This is a genomic window from Nocardia sp. NPDC056611 (assembly GCF_042792755.1).
Classification (GTDB): domain Bacteria; phylum Actinomycetota; class Actinomycetes; order Mycobacteriales; family Mycobacteriaceae; genus Nocardia.
In genome coordinates this window covers 258,416-275,724 of sequence record NZ_JBHTVV010000007.1, presented here as the reverse complement: position 1 = coordinate 275,724, position 17,309 = coordinate 258,416, and the positions used below count along the sequence as shown (strand labels likewise).

The 17,309-nt window shown below is 67.7% G+C and carries 18 protein-coding genes; 16 read left to right on the top strand and 2 right to left on the bottom strand.

Translation table 11 applies throughout. The features are described from left to right. The first annotated feature begins 11 nt into the window (after nucleotides 1-11). From ACFRAQ_RS31705 to ACFRAQ_RS31635, 15 genes are all read left to right on the top strand, one after another. A complete protein-coding gene (locus tag ACFRAQ_RS31705) occupies nucleotides 12-1,013 on the top strand; it encodes a DUF6779 domain-containing protein (RefSeq protein ID WP_379106173.1) in 1,002 nt (333 codons plus the stop codon). A gap of 211 nt (nucleotides 1,014-1,224) precedes the next feature. After that, complete coding sequence (locus tag ACFRAQ_RS31700) at nucleotides 1,225-2,226, top strand: Rossmann-like and DUF2520 domain-containing protein (protein ID WP_379106171.1); 1,002 nt, start codon at nucleotides 1,225-1,227, stop codon at nucleotides 2,224-2,226. Continuing rightward, on the top strand, nucleotides 2,226-3,152 hold the full coding sequence (gene panC, locus ACFRAQ_RS31695) for a pantoate--beta-alanine ligase (protein WP_379106169.1): 927 nt from the start codon (nucleotides 2,226-2,228) through the stop codon (nucleotides 3,150-3,152). Before ACFRAQ_RS31700 ends, panC begins: the two co-directional genes overlap by 1 nt. A 13-nt stretch (nucleotides 3,153-3,165) precedes the next feature. Beyond that, nucleotides 3,166-3,585, top strand: a complete 420-nt coding sequence (gene panD / locus ACFRAQ_RS31690) for an aspartate 1-decarboxylase (RefSeq protein WP_357087483.1) — start codon at nucleotides 3,166-3,168, stop codon at nucleotides 3,583-3,585. A 14-nt stretch (nucleotides 3,586-3,599) separates the two neighbouring features. Then, nucleotides 3,600-4,394, top strand: coding sequence for a type III pantothenate kinase (locus ACFRAQ_RS31685; RefSeq protein ID WP_379106166.1), 795 nt, complete (start codon nucleotides 3,600-3,602; stop codon nucleotides 4,392-4,394). 192 nt (nucleotides 4,395-4,586) lie between these two features. Beyond that, nucleotides 4,587-5,201, top strand: a complete 615-nt coding sequence (locus ACFRAQ_RS31680) for a cysteine dioxygenase (RefSeq protein ID WP_379106164.1) — start codon at nucleotides 4,587-4,589, stop codon at nucleotides 5,199-5,201. 5 nt (nucleotides 5,202-5,206) lie between these two features. Next, nucleotides 5,207-5,629, top strand: coding sequence for a rhodanese-like domain-containing protein (locus ACFRAQ_RS31675; RefSeq protein ID WP_357088712.1), 423 nt, complete (start codon nucleotides 5,207-5,209; stop codon nucleotides 5,627-5,629). 157 nt (nucleotides 5,630-5,786) lie between these two features. Next, a complete protein-coding gene (gene lysS, locus ACFRAQ_RS31670; RefSeq protein WP_379106267.1) occupies nucleotides 5,787-7,253 on the top strand; it encodes a lysine--tRNA ligase in 1,467 nt (488 codons plus the stop codon). Nucleotides 7,254-7,369: 116 nt separating this feature from the next. Continuing rightward, nucleotides 7,370-7,732, top strand: coding sequence for an Lsr2 family protein (locus ACFRAQ_RS31665; protein WP_357087475.1), 363 nt, complete (start codon nucleotides 7,370-7,372; stop codon nucleotides 7,730-7,732). A gap of 187 nt (nucleotides 7,733-7,919) precedes the next feature. Further along, complete coding sequence (locus tag ACFRAQ_RS31660) at nucleotides 7,920-8,543, top strand: FHA domain-containing protein (RefSeq protein WP_379106162.1); 624 nt, start codon at nucleotides 7,920-7,922, stop codon at nucleotides 8,541-8,543. A 150-nt stretch (nucleotides 8,544-8,693) separates the two neighbouring features. Then, nucleotides 8,694-9,290 (top strand): DUF1772 domain-containing protein, encoded by a 597-nt coding sequence (locus ACFRAQ_RS31655; RefSeq protein ID WP_379106160.1) that lies wholly within the window; start codon nucleotides 8,694-8,696, stop codon nucleotides 9,288-9,290. Nucleotides 9,291-9,487: 197 nt separating this feature from the next. Further along, a complete protein-coding gene (locus tag ACFRAQ_RS31650; protein WP_379106158.1) occupies nucleotides 9,488-10,435 on the top strand; it encodes an esterase/lipase family protein in 948 nt (315 codons plus the stop codon). A gap of 38 nt (nucleotides 10,436-10,473) precedes the next feature. Next, nucleotides 10,474-11,445 carry an esterase/lipase family protein gene (locus ACFRAQ_RS31645; RefSeq protein ID WP_379106155.1) on the top strand — a complete coding sequence of 324 codons (972 nt, stop codon included), beginning with the start codon at nucleotides 10,474-10,476 and terminating at the stop codon, nucleotides 11,443-11,445. A gap of 273 nt (nucleotides 11,446-11,718) precedes the next feature. Next, entirely contained in the window at nucleotides 11,719-14,277 is a 2,559-nt protein-coding gene (locus ACFRAQ_RS31640; protein WP_379106153.1) for an ATP-dependent Clp protease ATP-binding subunit, read from the top strand. Nucleotides 14,278-14,392: 115 nt separating this feature from the next. After that, complete coding sequence (locus ACFRAQ_RS31635) at nucleotides 14,393-15,178, top strand: phytanoyl-CoA dioxygenase family protein (protein ID WP_379106150.1); 786 nt, start codon at nucleotides 14,393-14,395, stop codon at nucleotides 15,176-15,178. A gap of 3 nt (nucleotides 15,179-15,181) precedes the next feature. On the opposite strand, the gene ACFRAQ_RS31630 is transcribed toward ACFRAQ_RS31635, so the two are convergent. Beyond that, a complete protein-coding gene (locus ACFRAQ_RS31630) occupies nucleotides 15,182-15,976 on the bottom strand; it encodes an LLM class flavin-dependent oxidoreductase (RefSeq protein WP_379106148.1) in 795 nt (264 codons plus the stop codon). 137 nt (nucleotides 15,977-16,113) lie between these two features. Here ACFRAQ_RS31630 and ACFRAQ_RS31625 point away from each other — a divergent pair, with 137 nt between their 5' ends. Further along, nucleotides 16,114-16,626 (top strand): hypothetical protein, encoded by a 513-nt coding sequence (locus ACFRAQ_RS31625; RefSeq protein WP_379106145.1) that lies wholly within the window; start codon nucleotides 16,114-16,116, stop codon nucleotides 16,624-16,626. On the opposite strand, the gene ACFRAQ_RS31620 is transcribed toward ACFRAQ_RS31625, so the two are convergent. Then, on the bottom strand, nucleotides 16,627-17,289 hold the full coding sequence (locus ACFRAQ_RS31620) for a response regulator (protein ID WP_379106143.1): 663 nt from the start codon (nucleotides 17,287-17,289) through the stop codon (nucleotides 16,627-16,629). Between the last annotated feature and the right edge of the window lie 20 nt (nucleotides 17,290-17,309).

Genomic DNA, 17,309 nt, shown 5'->3' with positions numbered 1-17,309 from the left:
CGCTGGCGGACATGGTTTCACCCTCCCGTAGCAGTGCTTCCCGTCGCCGCCGGGAGGATGCGGGAAAGTTCTTCACCGGCTTTCTGCTTCTCCTCGGACTGGTTGCCAGCGTTTTCCTGGTCTTCAGCGACAACCTCCACCTGATCCGGGTGGGCCTGGTCGCGGCGCTCTGGGCGGCCGCCATCGGCGCCCTCGCCGCCACCCGTTATCGCAGGGAGGCGGCCGTCGACAAGGCGAAAGTGGGCGACCTCCAGAAGGTCTACCAACTGCAGCTGGAACGCGAGGTTGCTGCCCGCCGCGAATACGAGCTGGGCGTGGAGACCCGGGTCCGCCACGAGGTCGGCGCGGACGCCGCGGAAATGGCCGCGCTGCGCGCCGAACTGACGGTCCTGCGCGAGAGCCTGCAGCGCCTCTTCGACGGCGACCTGCCCTCCGAGCGCCCCGCCCTGCGGGCCGATGCCGTTCGCGTCCAAGAACTTCCGGGTGGCGACACGGTGACGGCTCCGGAAGCGGCGAATGATAACTGGCCGAACGCGGACCCCTGGGACCCGTGGTCGTCGCCCGATCAGGCCGAGGACGAGGACGATCCGCGCGCCCGCATCGCCCCCAAATTCGACCCCTCCCACCCCGAGCCCCCGGCCTTCGCCACTCCCTTCGACGACCCGGTCACCGCCGAAACCTCGATCATCACCGACGCCATGCGCCAGGACTACGAGGCCGAACGCGCCGCCGACCCGGCTTCCGAGCCCCCGGCCGCCGAGCCGGAGGCCCCCGCCGCCACGGCCGCAACTCCGGAGCCCGAACCCGCCACCAACGGCCACGCCACCGAGAACGGCAACGGCGGTGCCGCCACCCCGGTCCCCCGCCTGGCCCCCGAGCCCGCCGCCGCGGTCCCCGTCGGCCGAGCCACCTCCCGCCGCCGTCGTCGCGACGACAGCGGCGACCCCGAAGGCACCCAGCGCCTCTCGGTCGCCGAGATCATGGCGAACCTGAAGTCGGAGAGCAGCAACTAGAGCGGTCCTCCCCTGAGGGGTGTCGGGGCGTGGCCCCCGCGAGTCTCTTGGGGGTTCGGGGGCGAAGCCGGGCCGCGGGGAGGCGGAGGCCCGGGTTGCGAGAGTTGCCTATCCCACACTGGGTAGCTCTGGCGAATCGGCGGCGATATTCTCGCTCTCGTAACGTCCGGTACCCGCATGGCGGGACTGGAACGACTTTCGAGAGGACGAAGTGACCTCGGACAAGGATGTCTGCGGGACCGATCCTGCGCCTGCACGGTTGACGGTGGGAATCGTCTCGGCGGGACGCGTCGGCTCAGCACTGGGCGTGGCACTGGAGCGTGCCGGCCATGTCGTTTTCGGGGTGTCCGCGATTTCGGACGCCTCGGTGCGGCGTGCCACTACGCGCCTGCCGGATTCCCACATCCTGCCGGCCGAGGAGGTGGCGGCCCGCAGTGAACTGCTGGTTCTCGCCGTTCCGGACAGCGAGTTGCCCGGTCTGGTCGCGGGTTTGGCGGCCGCGCGCGCGGTGCGCTCGGGCACGATCGTGGTGCACACCTCGGGTGCGAACGGTGTCGGAGTGCTCGCGCCGTTGACCGAGCTGGGCGCGTTGCCGTTGGCGATTCACCCGGCCATGACGTTCACCGGGCACGACGAGGATGTGGCCCGGCTGGCGAACGCCTGCTTCGGCGTGACCGCCGCGGACGACATCGGCTACGCCATCGCGCAGTCGCTGGTGATCGAGATGGGCGGCGAGCCGGTGCGGGTGGCGGAGGAGAACCGCACCCTCTATCACGCGGCTCTGGCGCATGGCAGCAACCATCTGGTGACCCTGATCGTGGACGCGGTGGAGGCGCTGCGCGCGGCCCTGTCCGGTCCGGGTCTGCTGGGTCAGCAGATCGTGGACGATCAGCCGAACGGCCTGGCCGAGCGTGTGCTCGCCCCGCTGGCCTCGGCGGCTCTCGACAATGCCCTGCGCCGCGGCCCGGCCGCGTTGACCGGTCCTGTCGCCCGCGGTGACGTGGCCGCGGTGGCCGCGCACCTGGAGGCTTTCGAGGCGCTGGATCCGCGCCTGGCCGCCGGCTATCGCGCCCAGTCGCTGCGCGCGGCCGAGCGTGCCCGCACCGATCCCGCTCTCATCGATCTGTTGGAAGGACCCCGGCCGGGCGGTCAGGGCCGGCGGCGGCGAAGCGAAACCACGGAGGCCCCCGACCGGCCGGAGAAAGGACACTGATGGACCCCAAGCTGATCGGAACGTACAAGCGCGGCGAGCTGACCGTGCACCACGATCCGGCCGTCATGACCAAGGTCGTGAAGGCGTTGCGTTCGGTGGGCCGCCGGGTCGCGCTGGTGCCGACCATGGGCGCGCTGCACGAAGGCCATCTGGAGCTGGTGCGGCTGGCGAGGGTCACCAACACCACCGTGATCGTGTCGATCTTCGTGAATCCGCTGCAGTTCGGCGCGAACGAGGATCTCGACAAGTACCCGCGCACCCTGGACGCGGATGTGGAGCTGCTGCGCGGCGAGGGTGTGGAGCTGGTCTTCGCGCCGAGCGCGCAGGACATGTACCCGTTCGGTCCCCGCACCACCGTGCAGGCCGGTCCGTACGGCGACATCCTCGAGGGCGCTACCCGTCCGGGCCATTTCTCCGGCGTGCTGACCGTGGTGTCGAAGCTGCTCAATATCTGTCAGCCGCACGAGGCGTTCTTCGGTGAGAAGGACTACCAGCAGCTGTCCCTGATCCGCCAGATGGTGGTGGATCTGAACATGGACGTGAAGGTGGTGCCCGCGGCCACCATTCGCGAGGCCGACGGTCTCGCGCTGTCCTCGCGCAACCGCTTTCTGAACCCCGAGGAGCGCGAGCTGGCCACCACCCTGTCGGCCGCGCTGCTGGCCGGCCGGCACGCGGCGGGCCGTGGCCCGGAGGCCGTGCTGGAGACCGCGCAGTCGGTGCTGGATACGGCGCCCGATATCGAGGTCGACTACCTGACCCTGCGTGGCTCCGATTTCTCCGAGGCGTGGCCGACCGGCAATGCCCGGCTGCTGGTCGCGGCCCGGATCGGCAGCACCCGCTTGATCGACAACATGCATGTTCCCGTCGGACAGGCGCTCGACGGCCTGCCCACCGTTCCCGACCAGCCTGCCCAGGCGACCCAGTAGGAAGGCGACGACGATGTTGCGCACCATGATGACGTCGAAGATCCACCGCGCCACGGTGACTCACGCCGATCTGCACTATGTGGGTTCGGTGACCGTGGATCAGGACCTGCTCGATGCCGCCGACCTGCTCGAGGGTGAGAAGGTCAGCATTGTCGACATCACCAACGGGGCCCGCCTCGAGACCTATGTGATCGCCGGTGAGCGCGGTTCCGGCGTGATCGGAATCAACGGCGCGGCAGCGCATCTCGTGCACCCGGGCGACCTGGTGATCCTCATCGCCTACGGCATGATGGACGCGAAGGAGCTCGAGAACTACGCTCCGCACGTGGTTTTCGTCGACGAGCGCAATCGCCCGATCGAGCTGGGCACCGATCCGGCGCACGCCCCGGAGGGCTCGGACCTGATCTCGCCGCGTTCGCTCACGATGGCCTGAGCGGCGGGGCGGGCATGCTGCTCTGTATCGACGTCCGCAACACCAGCATCGAGCTGGGCCTGTTCTCCGGCAGCGGGGAGCACGCGACCCTGGCCCGGCACTGGCGGATGCACACCAATCCGCTGTTGACCGCGGACGAGTTCGCGCTGCAGGTGCGCGGCCTGATCGGCGCGGACGCCGATCAGGTGGTGGGTGTCGCGGCGCTGTCCACGGTGCCGCCGGTGCTGCGTGAGCTACGCGAGATGCTCTCGCGCTATTGGGGTCATGTGCCGCATGTGCTCGTGGAACCCGGTGTGCGCACGGGTATTCCGTTGCTGGTCGACAATCCCAAAGAGGTCGGCGCGGACCGGATCGTGAATTGTCTTGCGGCGTATCACCGTTTCCAATCCCCGGCCATCGTGGTGGATTTCGGGACCGCCATCTGTGTGGACCTGGTGTCGGCGAAGGGTGAATTCCTGGGGGGCAGTATCGCGCCGGGTGTGGAGATTTCCACCGAGGCGCTGATCTCCCGCAGCGCGCTGCGGCGCGCGGAGTTGACCCGGCCGCGGTCGGTGGTGGGCAAGAACAGCATGGAGTGTCTGCAGTCGGGCGCCATCTTCGGTTTCGCGGGCCTGGTGGACGGCCTGATCGACCGGATCCGCGATATCGACGCCTTCTCCGGCGACGATGTGGCGGTGGTGGCGACGGGTGCGACGGCGCCGCTGATCGTGCCGGAGTCGGAGACCATCGAGCATCACGAGCCGAACCTGACCCTGGACGGCCTGCGGCTGGTGTACGAGCGCAATCAGGCGCGACGCACCCGCCCCTGAACCGACCGGGCGGAATAAAAGTGACGCAGTCGTCGCCGGGGGGCCTGGTGATTCCCGGCGATCCGCTGTTAAACTCGCCCTCGTGTCTTTCCGTGTGAGCACCCAGGAGTGTTGTCGAGGCTGATTCGCCTCGACGGTCGTCGAGGCTTCGTATAGCCCCCGGCCACTTTCACACTTCTTGGAGATGCGCTCATGCGTTCCTCTGTTCTTTCCTTACCTGTCGATGCGCGTGCCGCCGCCACATCGGGCCTGCTGCCCGAGGTGACCGAGCGCGCCACCGCCTCCGCTCTGCCCACCCGGCTGCGGCCGGCCGACCTGCTGCGCCTGACCGACGAGGGCGCCCAGGACGTGCTGGAGGGCCGCTACGATCACCTGCTGCCCGACGGCGGCCTGTGGCCGACCGAGAACCGCTGGGCCGCAAGGCTTGTCGCGGATGACGAGGTCGACGTCTGGCTGATCAGCTGGGTGGAGGGCAAGTACACCGAACTGCACGACCACGCGGGTTCGCTGGGCGCGCTGACCGTGCTGTCCGGCGCGCTCTCGGAATACCGCTGGAACGGCCGGGACCTGCGCCGCCGCACTCTCACCGCCGGCGACCAGGCCTCCTTCCCGCTCGGCTGGGTGCACGACGTGGTGCGGGCCCCCGAGTCCGAGGCGGGCATCACCGGCCCGCTGAATCCGACCCTGAGCGTGCACGCCTATTCGCCGCCGCTGACAGCCATGTCCTATTACGAGGTCACCGGCCACGGCACCCTGCGGCGCACCCGTTCCGTCCTCACCGACCAGCCCGAAGGCGAACTCGAATGACCCACATGACGATCGACGGCATGCTCGCCCAAGCGCGCCAGCAGCTGCGTCGCCTGCTCCCGATCGAATTGCCGCAGGCCATCGCCCGCGGCGCGATTCTGGTGGATATTCGCCCGCAGGCGCAGCGCCTGCGCGAGGGCACCCTGCCGGGCGCGCTGGTCATCGAGCGGAATGTCCTGGAATGGCGTTTGGATCCGTCCAGTTCCGCGCGTTTGGCAATGGCCGAGCACCACGACGTGGAATGGATCGTCGTTTGCTCGGAGGGCTACACCTCCAGCCTCGCCGCCGCCTCGCTGCAGCAGCTCGGCCTGCGTCGCGCCACCGATCTGGAGGGCGGATATCAGGCGCTCAAGGCCGCCGGCCTGCTGACCGTCGCCGCCTCGGCGCCCCACTTCGAACGCGAGGTCGCCACCCTGGCGTGGCTGTAGCTTTCGAGGGAGGCGGGGGAGTGAAAAAGGTTTCCGCCGCAGGATAGGCTGGGTACCCGTGAGCACCCCTCCCTCCTCTTCTTCTGCAAGCACGACCGTTTCCGCTGGGCAAAAGCGTGCCGCGGCGCCCGCGGTGGAGCATGACGTCCCCGAGCAGATGCGGATTCGCCAGGAGAAGCGGGAACGGTTGCTGGGGGAGGGCCGCGAGGCTTATCCGGTGGTGGTGGACCGCACCCACACGCTCGCCGAAATTCGGGCGGCGTATCCGGAGCTGGCGCCCGATACCCAGACCGGTCAGACGGTCGGGATCGCGGCCCGCGTCATTTTCGTCCGTAATACCGGCAAGTTGTGTTTCGCCACCCTGCAGGAGGGCGACGGCACCAAGCTGCAGGCGATGATCAGCCTGAACGGGGTCGGCGCGGAGTCGCTGGCGGCCTGGAAGGCCGATGTCGACCTCGGTGACTTCGTGTTCGTGCACGGTGAGGTGATCGCCTCGCGCAGCGGCGAATTGAGCGTCATGGCCGACTCCTGGGAGATGGCGGCGAAGTCGCTGCGCCCGCTGCCGGTGGCGCACAAGGAGATGAACGAGGAGTCCCGGGTCCGGCAGCGCTATGTCGACCTGATCGTGCGCCCGGAGGCGCGTGAGATGGCCCGCACCCGCGTCGCCGCGGTGCGCGCGCTGCGAAACGCGTTGGAGCGCAGGGGATTCCTCGAGGTCGAGACCCCGATGCTGCAGACCATCCACGGTGGCGCGGCGGCCCGTCCGTTCGCCACCCACTCCAACGCGCTCGACATGGAGCTGTTCCTGCGCATCGCGCCGGAGCTGTTCCTGAAGCGTTGCGTGGTGGGCGGCATCGAGAAGGTCTTCGAGATCAACCGGAACTTCCGCAACGAGGGCGCGGACTCCACCCATTCGCCCGAGTTCGCAATGCTGGAAACCTACGAGGCGTACGGCACCTACGATGATTCCGCCGTGATGATGCGCGAATTGATCCAGGAAGTCGCGCAGGAGGTCTACGGCACGCAGGTGGTGACGCTGGCCGACGGCACCGAATACGATCTGTCCGGCGAGTGGGCGACCGTCGAGATGTACCCGTCGCTGTCCGAGCAGATCGGTACCGAGGTCACCCCGGAAACTTCCGTGGAGGAATTGCTGGCGCTCGCGGATCGGGTCGGTCTGGAAATTCCGCAGGGTAAGGGCTACGGTCACGGCAAACTGGTCGAGGAACTGTGGGAGCACGTCTACGGCGACAAGCTCTACGCCCCGACTTTCGTGCGCGACTTCCCGGTGGAGACATCGCCGCTGACCCGTCAGCATCGGAGCAAGCCCGGGGTTACCGAGAAGTGGGACCTGTACGTGCGCGGCTTCGAACTGGCCACCGGCTATTCGGAACTGGTGGATCCGGTGATCCAGCGGGAACGTTTCATGGATCAGGCGCGTTTGGCGGCTGCCGGTGACGACGAGGCCATGCGCCTGGACGAGGACTTCCTCGCCGCGATGGAGCACGGTATGCCCCCCACAACGGGAACGGGTATGGGTATCGATCGTTTGCTGATGGCCCTGACTGGCCACGGAATCCGGGAAACGATACTCTTTCCAATTGTGCGGCCGGCCGCCCGTTAGTTCTCCGGATTGCATTTCCGGGCCCTGTTCTGGGACTATCGGAATTAGCGGTATTCTGGCGTCGGGTAATCGGCCTGACTATGTGGGTCGCACGATTTCGAGAGGACGTTCATCTCATGGCAAAGAAGGTCACCGTTAGCTTGATCGACGATGTCGACGGTGAGTCCATCGCGGACGAGACCATCGAGTTCGCTATCGATGGCGTCTCGTACGAGATCGACTTGTCGACGGCGAATGCGGCCAAGCTTCGGGAGGGTCTGGAGACTTGGGTTTCGGCCGCTCGGCGCACGAGCGGACGGCGTCGCACCAAGGTGGCCGGCGCTCCGGCCGCGGGACCGAAGAACCGGGTCTCGATCGACCGTGAACAAAGCGCGGCCATTCGCGAATGGGCTCGCCGGAATGGACACAAGGTGTCCGCCCGTGGTCGTATCTCCGCTGACATCACCGAGGCTTACAACAAGGCCGCCGCTAAGAACTAGTGTCCGCTAGTCGCCGATTCGACTGCCGTCCGGGTGTTCGTGCGACCCGGGCGGCAGTGGTTTATTCATACGCTTTGCGTATAACCAGAGGATCAACTGCGATCTTGCTACTGCCCGGGGTGGCCAGGCACCATTGAAACGTGCAGACGACGTCACTGGCTGGGTGTAGAGAAGAGGTATCGGCACAGTGACCGCTTTCCACGGTTCCTTCCTCCGGGTCAAGGACCAAGAGGGACGCCAGCACGAGTTGATGCTGTCCTCCGACCAGCCCCGGATCACCATCGGCCGCTCCCCGCAGGCCGATCTCTCGCTGTTCTGGGACGCCGAGGTGTCGCGCCTGCACGCGACCGCGGAGTACCTGGGCGCGCACTGGACCATCGTGGACGACGGCCTGTCCCGCAACGGCACCTTCGTCAACGGTGACCGCCTGGTCGGGCGGCATCGATTGCAGCCGGGGGATGTCATCCGGATGGGCACCTCGCGGGTCACCTTCCACGACTTCAGCGGCGCCGCAGGCGATGTCACGCAGACCTCGACGGGCGGGCTGCCCACGCTCCGCTCGCTCACCGAGACCCAGCGGTCGGTACTGATCGCGCTCTGCCGCCCGCTGCGCGGCAACGACGGCTTCGCCTCGCCCGCCTCGAACCAGCAGATCGCGGCCGAACTCTTCCTCAGCGTCGACGCCATCAAGACCCACCTGCGCGCCCTGTTCGCCAAGTTCGGCGTGGAGGATCTGCCGCAGAACCAGAAGCGGGTCCGCCTGGCCAACCTCGCCATGCAGTCGGGCGTCATCTCCGAGCGCGACCTCTGACGGCCGGAATCTGATACCTGCGGGGGATGGTGGACTTCCGCGCATGCGTGCGAGCTTGTGAGCCATGGGTTTCCGTGCCCGCTGACGGTTGACTGAATGTAGTTGATCGCCCGGGACCGACACGGGTGGCAGATCCAGTCAGGAGAGACCATGTTCGCACTTCGCACGGCCGCGCTGGTGGCGGCGACGCTGACCACCGGCCTCACCGCCGGCATCTTCTTCGCCTACGCGACCTCGGTGATGACTGCCTTGGGTCAGTCCGACGACCGCACCTTCGTCGATGTCATGCAGAAGATCAACGTGGTCATCATCAACCCGCCGTTCATGCTCGCCTTCATGGGTTCGGTGGGCTTCACCGTGCTGGCCGCGGCCCTGCACCTGGGCAAGGACACCCGCACCACGCTGATCTGGATCGGCGTCGCGCTGGCGCTCAATGTGATCGCCTTCGCGGTGACCTCCGGCCTCAACGTGCCGCTCAACAACCAGCTGGCCAATGCCGGTGATGTCGGGCAGATCCCGGATCTGGCGGCGGTGCGGTCCCAGTTCGAAAGCTCCTGGGTGGCTTGGAACGTCGTGCGCGCGGTGATCCACACCCTGGCCTTCCTGGTTCTGACAGGTGCCCTGTTCGTGGCGGGCATGCAGCACGCCAAGGCGGACCAGAAGTCGGCGGCGGCTCCGGTTGCGGCCTCGGCTCCGATGTACCCGCAGTACGCCCCGCAGCCCGGATTCCCTTCCGCCCGGCAGTAATTCGGCACGCTCTTCCGGCGCTGGCCGGGACCCGATATGCGGCAACACAAGCCGCCTGCGGGTCCCGGCCATCGCCGTTTTCCTGTAGTGAAACCGGTTTCAGAACTTACTCGTCAGTAATCCATCCTCCGTGCTTGTTTCCTGGCTAGGTTGTCGGAACGCGTTCTAATTTGGGAGGGAACATGCAGAGGATGCCCATGCGTGGAACGCCAGGATCACTGCTGATCATGGCGGTGCTGGCGATATTAGGGATCACCGCGAGCGGTACGGCTCGCGCGGAATATCCGGTCACATTCAGCTTCTTCGCGGGTATCCCGAACGAGCTGCTCAATCCGGGCGGCTCGCTCCCCGGCGCGAATGACTGGTCCTGCAAGCCGACGGCCGCGCACCCCGATCCGGTGGTGCTGATCCACGGGACCGCGGGCGGCGCGCAGACCAACTGGGGCGCCTACGCGCCGCTGCTCGCCAACGAGGGCTACTGCGTGTACGCCCTGACCTACGGCGCCCTCGACGTCCCGTGGCCGTTGAACGCGCTGGGCGGGATGAAGCCGATCCCCGAAAGTGCGGCTCAGCTGGCCGCTTTCGTGAACCGGGTGCTGTCGGCGACCGGCGCCGCGCAGGTCGACTTCGTCGCCCACTCGCAGGGCAACACCGTCGGCAACTACTTCATCAAGCGGCTCGGCGGCGCCGGCAAGGTCAACCACTTCGCGGCCATCGCGCCCCCGTGGCTGGGCATCTTCGGCGACCAGATGAACGTGATCCGGGCCTTCGGCCAGCAGCTCGGCGCGACCGCGGACCAGATCGACAACCTGGCCACCATGGGCGTCATCTGCCAGGCCTGCCCGGAGATGCTCGGCAACTCCTCCTTCATGAACGCCCTGAACGCCGACGGCGTGTTCGACCCGTCGGTCACCTACACCAACCTGGCCTCCAACTTCGACGAGGCGGTGTGGCCGTCGATCGCACTGGTCCCGGGCGCGAACGTCACCAACGACCTGATGCAGGAGGGCTGCGCACTCGACTTCTCCGATCACATGGCCATCGCGGGCAGCCGCCGCGCGGCCATGATGACGCTCAACGCCCTGGATCCGGCGCACCCCCGTCCGGTCCCGTGCGAGTTCGTCCCGCCCTTCACGGGCGCCTGACCGGCCGGTTCACCGTGGGATTCGGGGCATCGGGAGGGATGACAAGGGTGCGGGGAACGACAACGGTGCGGGGAACATCGGGTTCGCTGTTGATCCTGGCGGTATTGGCGATGCTGGGGATCGCCGCGAGCGGCGCCGCTCGCGCGGAGTACCCGGTCAGCTTCAATTTCTTCGCGGGTATTCCGTACGAGCTCGCCGATCCCGGTGGTTCGCTGCCGGGCTCGAACGACTGGAACTGCGAGCCGTCCGCGGCGCATCCGGATCCGGTGGTGCTGGTGCACGGCACCGCCGGCGGGGCGCAAACCAACTGGGGCGCCTACGCGCCGCTGCTGGCCAATGAGGGCTACTGCGTCTTCGCGCTCACCTATGGCGCGCTGGATGTGCCGTGGCCGTTGTCGGCCATGGGCGGTTTCCGGACCATCGAGGACAGCTCCGCGCAGCTGGCCGCCTTCGTCGCCCGGGTTCGGGTCGCGACGGGAGCTCCGAAGGTGGATCTGATCGCCCATTCGCAGGGCAATATCGTCGGCCAGTACTTCATCAAGCGGCTCGGTGGTTCGGGTCAGGTGGACAAGTTCGTGGCCATCGCCGCGCCGTGGCTCGGCACCTACGGCGACAACATGGCCACGGTGCGGGCCTTCGCCGCGCGCTTGGGGGCCGATACCGCGACCGTGGACGCCGCGGTCGGCATGGGCGTGTGCCCGGCCTGCTCGGAGATGCTGGGCGGGGATCCGTTCATGACGGCCTTGAACGCCGACGGCGTCTACGACCCGACCGTGGCGTACACCAACCTGGACACCCGCTACGACGAGCTGATCGTGCCGTACACGATCGGTCTGGTGCCCGGTCCGAACGTCGCGAACTTCTTCATGCAGGACGGTTGCCCGATCGACTACTCCGACCACCTCGCGATCGCGGGAAGTCACCGCGGGGCGATGATCGCGCTCAACGCTCTCGATCCGGAGCATCCGCGGCCGGTCCCGTGTGAGTTCGTCCCGCCGCTCACCGGATAGCCGACGCGCTCGATTTCCCGGACTGACCGGCTTGTTCGCTGTGGGCGTAGCGAGTTCGGAAACGAGCCGCGCAACTGCCCCGTTATGACTGAATGAGTCGTACTGTCGCCGGTTCGCAATAGGGTGGACGGACGACGTGCGTGACCCCCGGCAACTAGAGTGGAGTCGGGGGATGCAACCCCAGGGCTTCATGGCAGGCTGGCGACCAGAAGGGCAGCACAGGGTCTGAAGCGCCGGATGCCAGTGATGGCGGAGCAGGAGAGTGAGGGAGCGATGTTCGAGAGGTTCACCGACCGCGCGCGGCGGGTCGTTGTCCTGGCCCAAGAAGAGGCCCGGATGCTCAACCACAACTACATCGGCACCGAGCACATCCTGCTGGGCCTGATCCACGAGGGCGAGGGCGTCGCGGCGAAGTCGCTGGAGTCCCTTGGCATCTCGCTGGAGGGTGTGCGTTCGCAGGTCGAGGAGATCATCGGGCAGGGCCAGCAGGCGCCGTCCGGTCACATCCCCTTCACCCCGCGTGCCAAGAAGGTGCTCGAGCTGTCGTTGCGTGAGGCGCTGCAGCTCGGTCACAACTACATCGGCACCGAGCACATCCTGCTCGGCCTGATCCGCGAGGGTGAGGGCGTCGCGGCGCAGGTGCTGGTGAAGCTGGGCGCGGATCTCAACCGCGTCCGTCAGCAGGTCATCCAGCTGCTGTCCGGGTACCAGGGCAAGGAGCCGGTCGAGGGTTCCGGTTCGCGCGGCGAGCAGGGCACCCCGTCCACCTCGCTGGTGCTGGACCAGTTCGGCCGGAACCTGACCCAGGCCGCCCTCGAGGGCAAGCTCGACCCGGTCATCGGCCGCTCGAAGGAAATCGAGCGCGTCATGCAGGTGCTGAGCCGCCGTACCAAGAACAACCCGGTCCTGATCGGTGAGCCCGGCGTCGGTAAGACCGCCGTCGTGGAGGGTCTCGCCCAGGCCATCGTCAACGGCGAGGTGCCGGAGACGCTGAAGGACAAGCAGCTGTACACCCTCGACCTGGGTTCCCTGGTCGCGGGCAGCCGCTACCGCGGTGATTTCGAGGAGCGCCTGAAGAAGGTGCTCAAGGAGATCAACACCCGCGGCGACATCATCCTGTTCATCGACGAGCTGCACACCCTGGTGGGTGCGGGCGCGGCCGAGGGCGCGATCGACGCGGCCTCGATCCTGAAGCCCAAGCTGGCTCGCGGTGAGCTGCAGACCATCGGCGCCACCACCCTCGACGAGTACCGCAAGTACATCGAGAAGGACGCCGCCCTGGAGCGCCGGTTCCAGCCGGTCCAGGTGGGCGAGCCGACGGTCGAGCACACCATCAACATCCTCAAGGGTCTGCGGGACCGCTACGAGGCGCACCACCGGGTCTCCATCACCGATGGCGCTCTCGTCGCCGCGGCCACGCTGGCCGACCGCTACATCAACGACCGGTTCCTGCCGGACAAGGCGATCGACCTCATCGACGAGGCGGGCGCGCGCATGCGCATCCGCCGGATGACCGCGCCGCCGGACCTGCGCGAGTTCGACGACAAGATCGCCGAGGCGCGCCGGGAGAAGGAGTCCGCGATCGACGCGCAGGACTTCGAGAAGGCCGCGCGTCTGCGCGACAAGGAGAAGCAGCTCGTCGCCAAGCGGGCCGAGCGCGAAAAGCAGTGGCGCTCCGGTGATCTGGACGTCGTGGCCGAGGTCGACGACGAACAGATCGCTGAAGTCCTGGCCAACTGGACCGGTATTCCGGTGTTCAAGCTCACCGAGGAGGAGACCACCCGTCTGCTCCGCATGGAGGACGAGCTGCACAAGCGGATCATCGGCCAGGAAGACGCGGTCAAGGCCGTGTCCAAGGCCATCCGCCGCACCCGCGCCGGTCTGAAGGACCCGAAGCGTCCGTCGGGCTCGTTCATCTTCGCCGGTCCGTCCGGTGTCGGTAAGACCGAGCTGTCGAAGGCGCTGGCGAACTTCCTGTTCGGCGACGACGACGCGCTCATCCAGATCGACATGGGCGAGTTCCACGACCGCTTCACCGCCTCGCGTCTGTTCGGTGCCCCTCCGGGTTACGTCGGTTACGAGGAGGGCGGCCAGCTCACCGAGAAGGTGCGTCGCAAGCCGTTCTCGGTGGTGCTGTTCGACGAGATCGAGAAGGCGCACCAGGAGATCTACAACACCCTGTTGCAGGTCCTGGAGGACGGTCGCCTGACCGACGGTCAGGGTCGTACGGTCGACTTCAAGAACACCGTGCTGATCTTCACCTCGAACCTCGGTACCTCGGACATCTCCAAGGCGGTGGGCCTGGGCTTCGCCCAGTCCAACGCGGAGGGCTCGAACTACGAGCGGATGAAGCTGAAGGTCAACGACGAGCTGAAGAAGCACTTCCGCCCGGAGTTCCTGAACCGTATCGACGACGTGATCGTGTTCCACCAGCTGACTCAGGACCAGATCATCCAGATGGTCGACCTGATGATCGGCCGCGTCGCCAACCAGCTGAGGAACAAGGACATGGAGATCGAGCTGTCCGAGAAGGCCAAGAGCCTGCTCGCCAAGCGCGGTTTCGACCCGGTCCTGGGCGCCCGCCCGCTGCGTCGCACCATTCAGCGCGAGATCGAGGACCAGCTGTCGGAGAAGATCCTCTTCGGCGAACTGGGCCCCGGCCAGATCGTGTCGGTGGACGTCGAGGGCTGGGACGGCGAGGGTCAGGGCGAGAACGCGAAGTTCACCTTCGCGTCCAAGGCCAAGCTGACCAAGAAGGCCGACTCGGCCGCCGAGGACAAGCCGGTCGCCGCCCTCGCGGGTGAGGCTCCGGCCGCCGCCTCCGGCGAGTAAGTCTCAGCGAGACAACGGAAGCCCCGCTCCTCCTTCGGGAGGGCGGGGCTTCCGCCATGTCCGGGGCCGAAATTCGGTGGCGGCGCGACTCCGGTGTGGTCGATGCTGGGACGCGATGCTCACCGACGCACAGATTGCCTCCTTCATCACCGACGGTTTCGTGAAGATCGACGGAGCCTTCTCGGCCGAGACCGCTGCCGCGGGCCGGTCGATCCTGTGGCGCGAAACCGGTTGCGACCCCGATGATCCCGTGACCTGGACACAGCCCGTCGTTCGGCTCTGGGACCATGCCGAGGAGCCGTTCGCCCGAGCCGTCACCGCCGCGCCCCTGGTCGAGGCGTTCGACCAGTTGGCGGGCGTCGGCCGCTGGATCCCGCGCCGAAGCCTGGGCAGCTGGCCGATTCGCTTTCCCAGCCCGGAGCCGCCGGGTGACGCCGGCTGGCATGTCGATGTCAGCTTTCCCGGCGACGCCGCGCGCGACGACTATCTGAGTTGGCGGGTGAACGTCTTCTCCCGGGGTCGCTGCCTGCTCATGCTGTTCCTTTTCTCCGATATCGGCGTCGAGGACGCACCGACCCGCATCCGCGTGGGCTCGCACCTGCGTCTGGCCCGGGAGCTGGAGTCGTTCGGCGAGGCGGGTACCACGATGTTCGACCTGGCCGACTTCTACACCGCCACGGGGGATCTCCCCGAGGCCTTGGCCACCGGCGCGGCGGGCGATGTCTACCTGTGCCATCCGTTCCTGATCCACGCCGCCCAGCCCAATCGCACCGGACGCCCCCGATTCTTGGCACAGCCCCCGCTGCTGTCCCGCGAGCCTTGCGTTCTGGATCGGCCGGACGGCGCGTATTCCCCGGTGGAACAGGCCATTCGGCTGGGTCTCGGCGAGCCGGTGCGCTGAGGTTCAGCGGCTGCGGTCGATCACCGGTGCGAACGCGTCGGCGAGCTCGCCCGGCACCAGGATTTCGTCGATGCCGAGCTTCTCGCGGCGGTGCTCGAGCAGTTCGGCCGCCGCGCCCGGATCGGCGGGCAGCAGAGCGGCCGCGCCGGCGGCGCGCAACTGATCCACGCTGAGGCCCCGGAACTTGCTCAGATAGGGCGGCAGGATCTCGCCGATGGCGACCAGTTGCAGGCTGAACGGGATCGGACGGTCGGTGCGGTCGCGGACCTGTGCGACGATGTCGGCCAGGTCGTCCTCGGTGGCGGCCGGATCGACGGCGAGGTGGATGCGGTCCGCGATCTCGGCGCAGGCGCCCAGCATGCGTGCACCGGACGCGGCGATGACGACGGGCGGCGCGGGCGAGACCTCCGCGCGGACGGCCCGCACGACGTCCACCAGGTGGTCGCGACGCTGGGCCGCGGAACCGAAGGCGACACCGAGCTTTTCGGCTTCGGCAGCCGCATCGGGTCGTCCGGTCCCGAGCCCGAGCTCGAACCGCCCGTCGGAAAGAAGTTGCAGCGCAGCGGTTTCGCGCACGGTGGCGGCTGCCGACCGCATCGGCGCGGCCAGCACGTTGGGTCGTAGCCGCAGGGTGGTGGTGACGGCCGCCGCGGCGGCCAGTGCTGGGAACGGCGAGGGCGTGTAGAGCGTGTCGGGCAGCAGCACGGTGCCGTAGCCCTGCCGCTCGGCGGCCTGTACCGCGTGGATCCAGGTGGCCCCTGACCGGGGCGCGATGACAATGCCGAAGTTCATGCTCATGCCTTCGAGCATGCGCGGATTCGATTGGCGGGGAATCCGCTTCGAGTCGGCTTCGCGACTACGTCCGGGTACGTATCCGGCGGCGACCTAATCGGCGACCGATTCGGGGAGGTTCGCGTGATTGCTACCCTGCCCCGATGTTCGTGGTTCGTTCCTGTTTTCCGGTGTTGACCGGGCTCGCGCTCCTGGCGTCGACGGCGGCGTGCTCGGGCAGCGATGCCGCGTCACCGGCGACGGCCACGCCGCCGACGGGGACGACGACGGCCGCGGCGACCCCGTCGATTCCCGCCACCTCGGGCGCCCAGCCGCCCGCCGCGGATGCGCAGGGCTGGCGGGATTCCTTCGCGCGCTGCGGTGATGGCGAACGCCCGGTGCTGCTGATCGGCGCCCTGCTCGGGACCACGCAGCGGTTGGCGGTGTGCGAGGAGCCCGGTGGTCCGCGGGTGCTGCGCGCCGATGTCCCGCAGTTGCGTGCGCAGCCGTTCGAGGCCAAGTTCTTCACCTTCACCGCCAACAGTCAGCAGTTCCTCGCCGCGGACGGCATGAAGCTGGACCTGTCGCGTCAGATGGTGACGATCACCGATGATCCGCAGATGAAACGCGGTGTGGTGCAGAGCTTCACGGTGGGGGAGTACTGGAGCACCTTCTGATCACTGCCAGCCGGGCCGGACCAGACCGGATTCGTAGGCCAGGACAACCAGTTGGGTGCGGTCGCGGGCGCCGAGTTTGACCAGGATGCGGCTGACGTGGGTGCGGGCGGTGGCGGGGCTGAGGTAGAGGCGTTCGGCGATCTCGGCGTTGGTGAGGCCCTCGGCGACGAGGGTCATGACTTCGCGTTCGCGGTCGGTGAGTTCGGAGAAGGCGGCGGCGGGGGCGGGTTTGGCGTGGGTGGCGAATTCCTCGACCAGGCGTTTGGTGACGCTGGGGGAGAGCAGGGCGTCGCCGCCCGCGACCACCCGGACGGCCTTGACCAGGTCGGCGGGTTCGGTGTGTTTGACCAGGAAGCCGGTGGCTCCGGCGCGCATCGCCTCGAAGACGTATTCGTCGAGGTCGAAGGTGGTGAGCACGATGACCTTCACCGCTGCGAGGGCTGGGTCGGCGGCGATGGCGCGGGTGGCGGCCAGCCCGTCCAGGACCGGCATGCGGATGTCCATGAGCACGATGTCGGGGACCAGGGTTCGGGCCAGGTCGACGGCCTGGCCGCCGTGGTCGGCCTCGCCCACCACCGCGATGTCGTCTTGGGCGCCGAGCAGCGCGACGAAGCCCGCGCGCACCAGCGCCTGGTCGTCGGCGATCACCACTCGGATCGGCATCGGTCCTCCTCGAATTCCCA

Bases quoted from the DNA above. Each gene is read 5' to 3' on its own strand.
- ACFRAQ_RS31625 (WP_379106145.1), top strand. From the start codon at position 16,114: ATGTTCGTGGTTCGTTCCTGTTTTCCGGTGTTGACCGGGCTCGCGCTC.
- panC (WP_379106169.1), top strand. From the start codon at position 2,226: ATGGACCCCAAGCTGATCGGAACGTACAAGCGCGGCGAGCTGACCGTG.
- ACFRAQ_RS31645 (WP_379106155.1), top strand. From the start codon at position 10,474: ATGACAAGGGTGCGGGGAACGACAACGGTGCGGGGAACATCGGGTTCG.
- ACFRAQ_RS31705 (WP_379106173.1), top strand. From the start codon at position 12: ATGGTTTCACCCTCCCGTAGCAGTGCTTCCCGTCGCCGCCGGGAGGAT.
- ACFRAQ_RS31630 (WP_379106148.1), bottom strand. From the start codon at position 15,976: ATGAGCATGAACTTCGGCATTGTCATCGCGCCCCGGTCAGGGGCCACC.
- ACFRAQ_RS31665 (WP_357087475.1), top strand. From the start codon at position 7,370: ATGGCAAAGAAGGTCACCGTTAGCTTGATCGACGATGTCGACGGTGAG.
- ACFRAQ_RS31620 (WP_379106143.1), bottom strand. From the start codon at position 17,289: ATGCCGATCCGAGTGGTGATCGCCGACGACCAGGCGCTGGTGCGCGCG.
- ACFRAQ_RS31680 (WP_379106164.1), top strand. From the start codon at position 4,587: ATGCGTTCCTCTGTTCTTTCCTTACCTGTCGATGCGCGTGCCGCCGCC.
- ACFRAQ_RS31675 (WP_357088712.1), top strand. From the start codon at position 5,207: ATGACGATCGACGGCATGCTCGCCCAAGCGCGCCAGCAGCTGCGTCGC.
- ACFRAQ_RS31640 (WP_379106153.1), top strand. From the start codon at position 11,719: ATGTTCGAGAGGTTCACCGACCGCGCGCGGCGGGTCGTTGTCCTGGCC.
- ACFRAQ_RS31650 (WP_379106158.1), top strand. From the start codon at position 9,488: ATGCGTGGAACGCCAGGATCACTGCTGATCATGGCGGTGCTGGCGATA.
- ACFRAQ_RS31635 (WP_379106150.1), top strand. From the start codon at position 14,393: ATGCTCACCGACGCACAGATTGCCTCCTTCATCACCGACGGTTTCGTG.
- ACFRAQ_RS31655 (WP_379106160.1), top strand. From the start codon at position 8,694: ATGTTCGCACTTCGCACGGCCGCGCTGGTGGCGGCGACGCTGACCACC.
- ACFRAQ_RS31685 (WP_379106166.1), top strand. From the start codon at position 3,600: ATGCTGCTCTGTATCGACGTCCGCAACACCAGCATCGAGCTGGGCCTG.
- lysS (WP_379106267.1), top strand. From the start codon at position 5,787: ATGCGGATTCGCCAGGAGAAGCGGGAACGGTTGCTGGGGGAGGGCCGC.
- panD (WP_357087483.1), top strand. From the start codon at position 3,166: ATGTTGCGCACCATGATGACGTCGAAGATCCACCGCGCCACGGTGACT.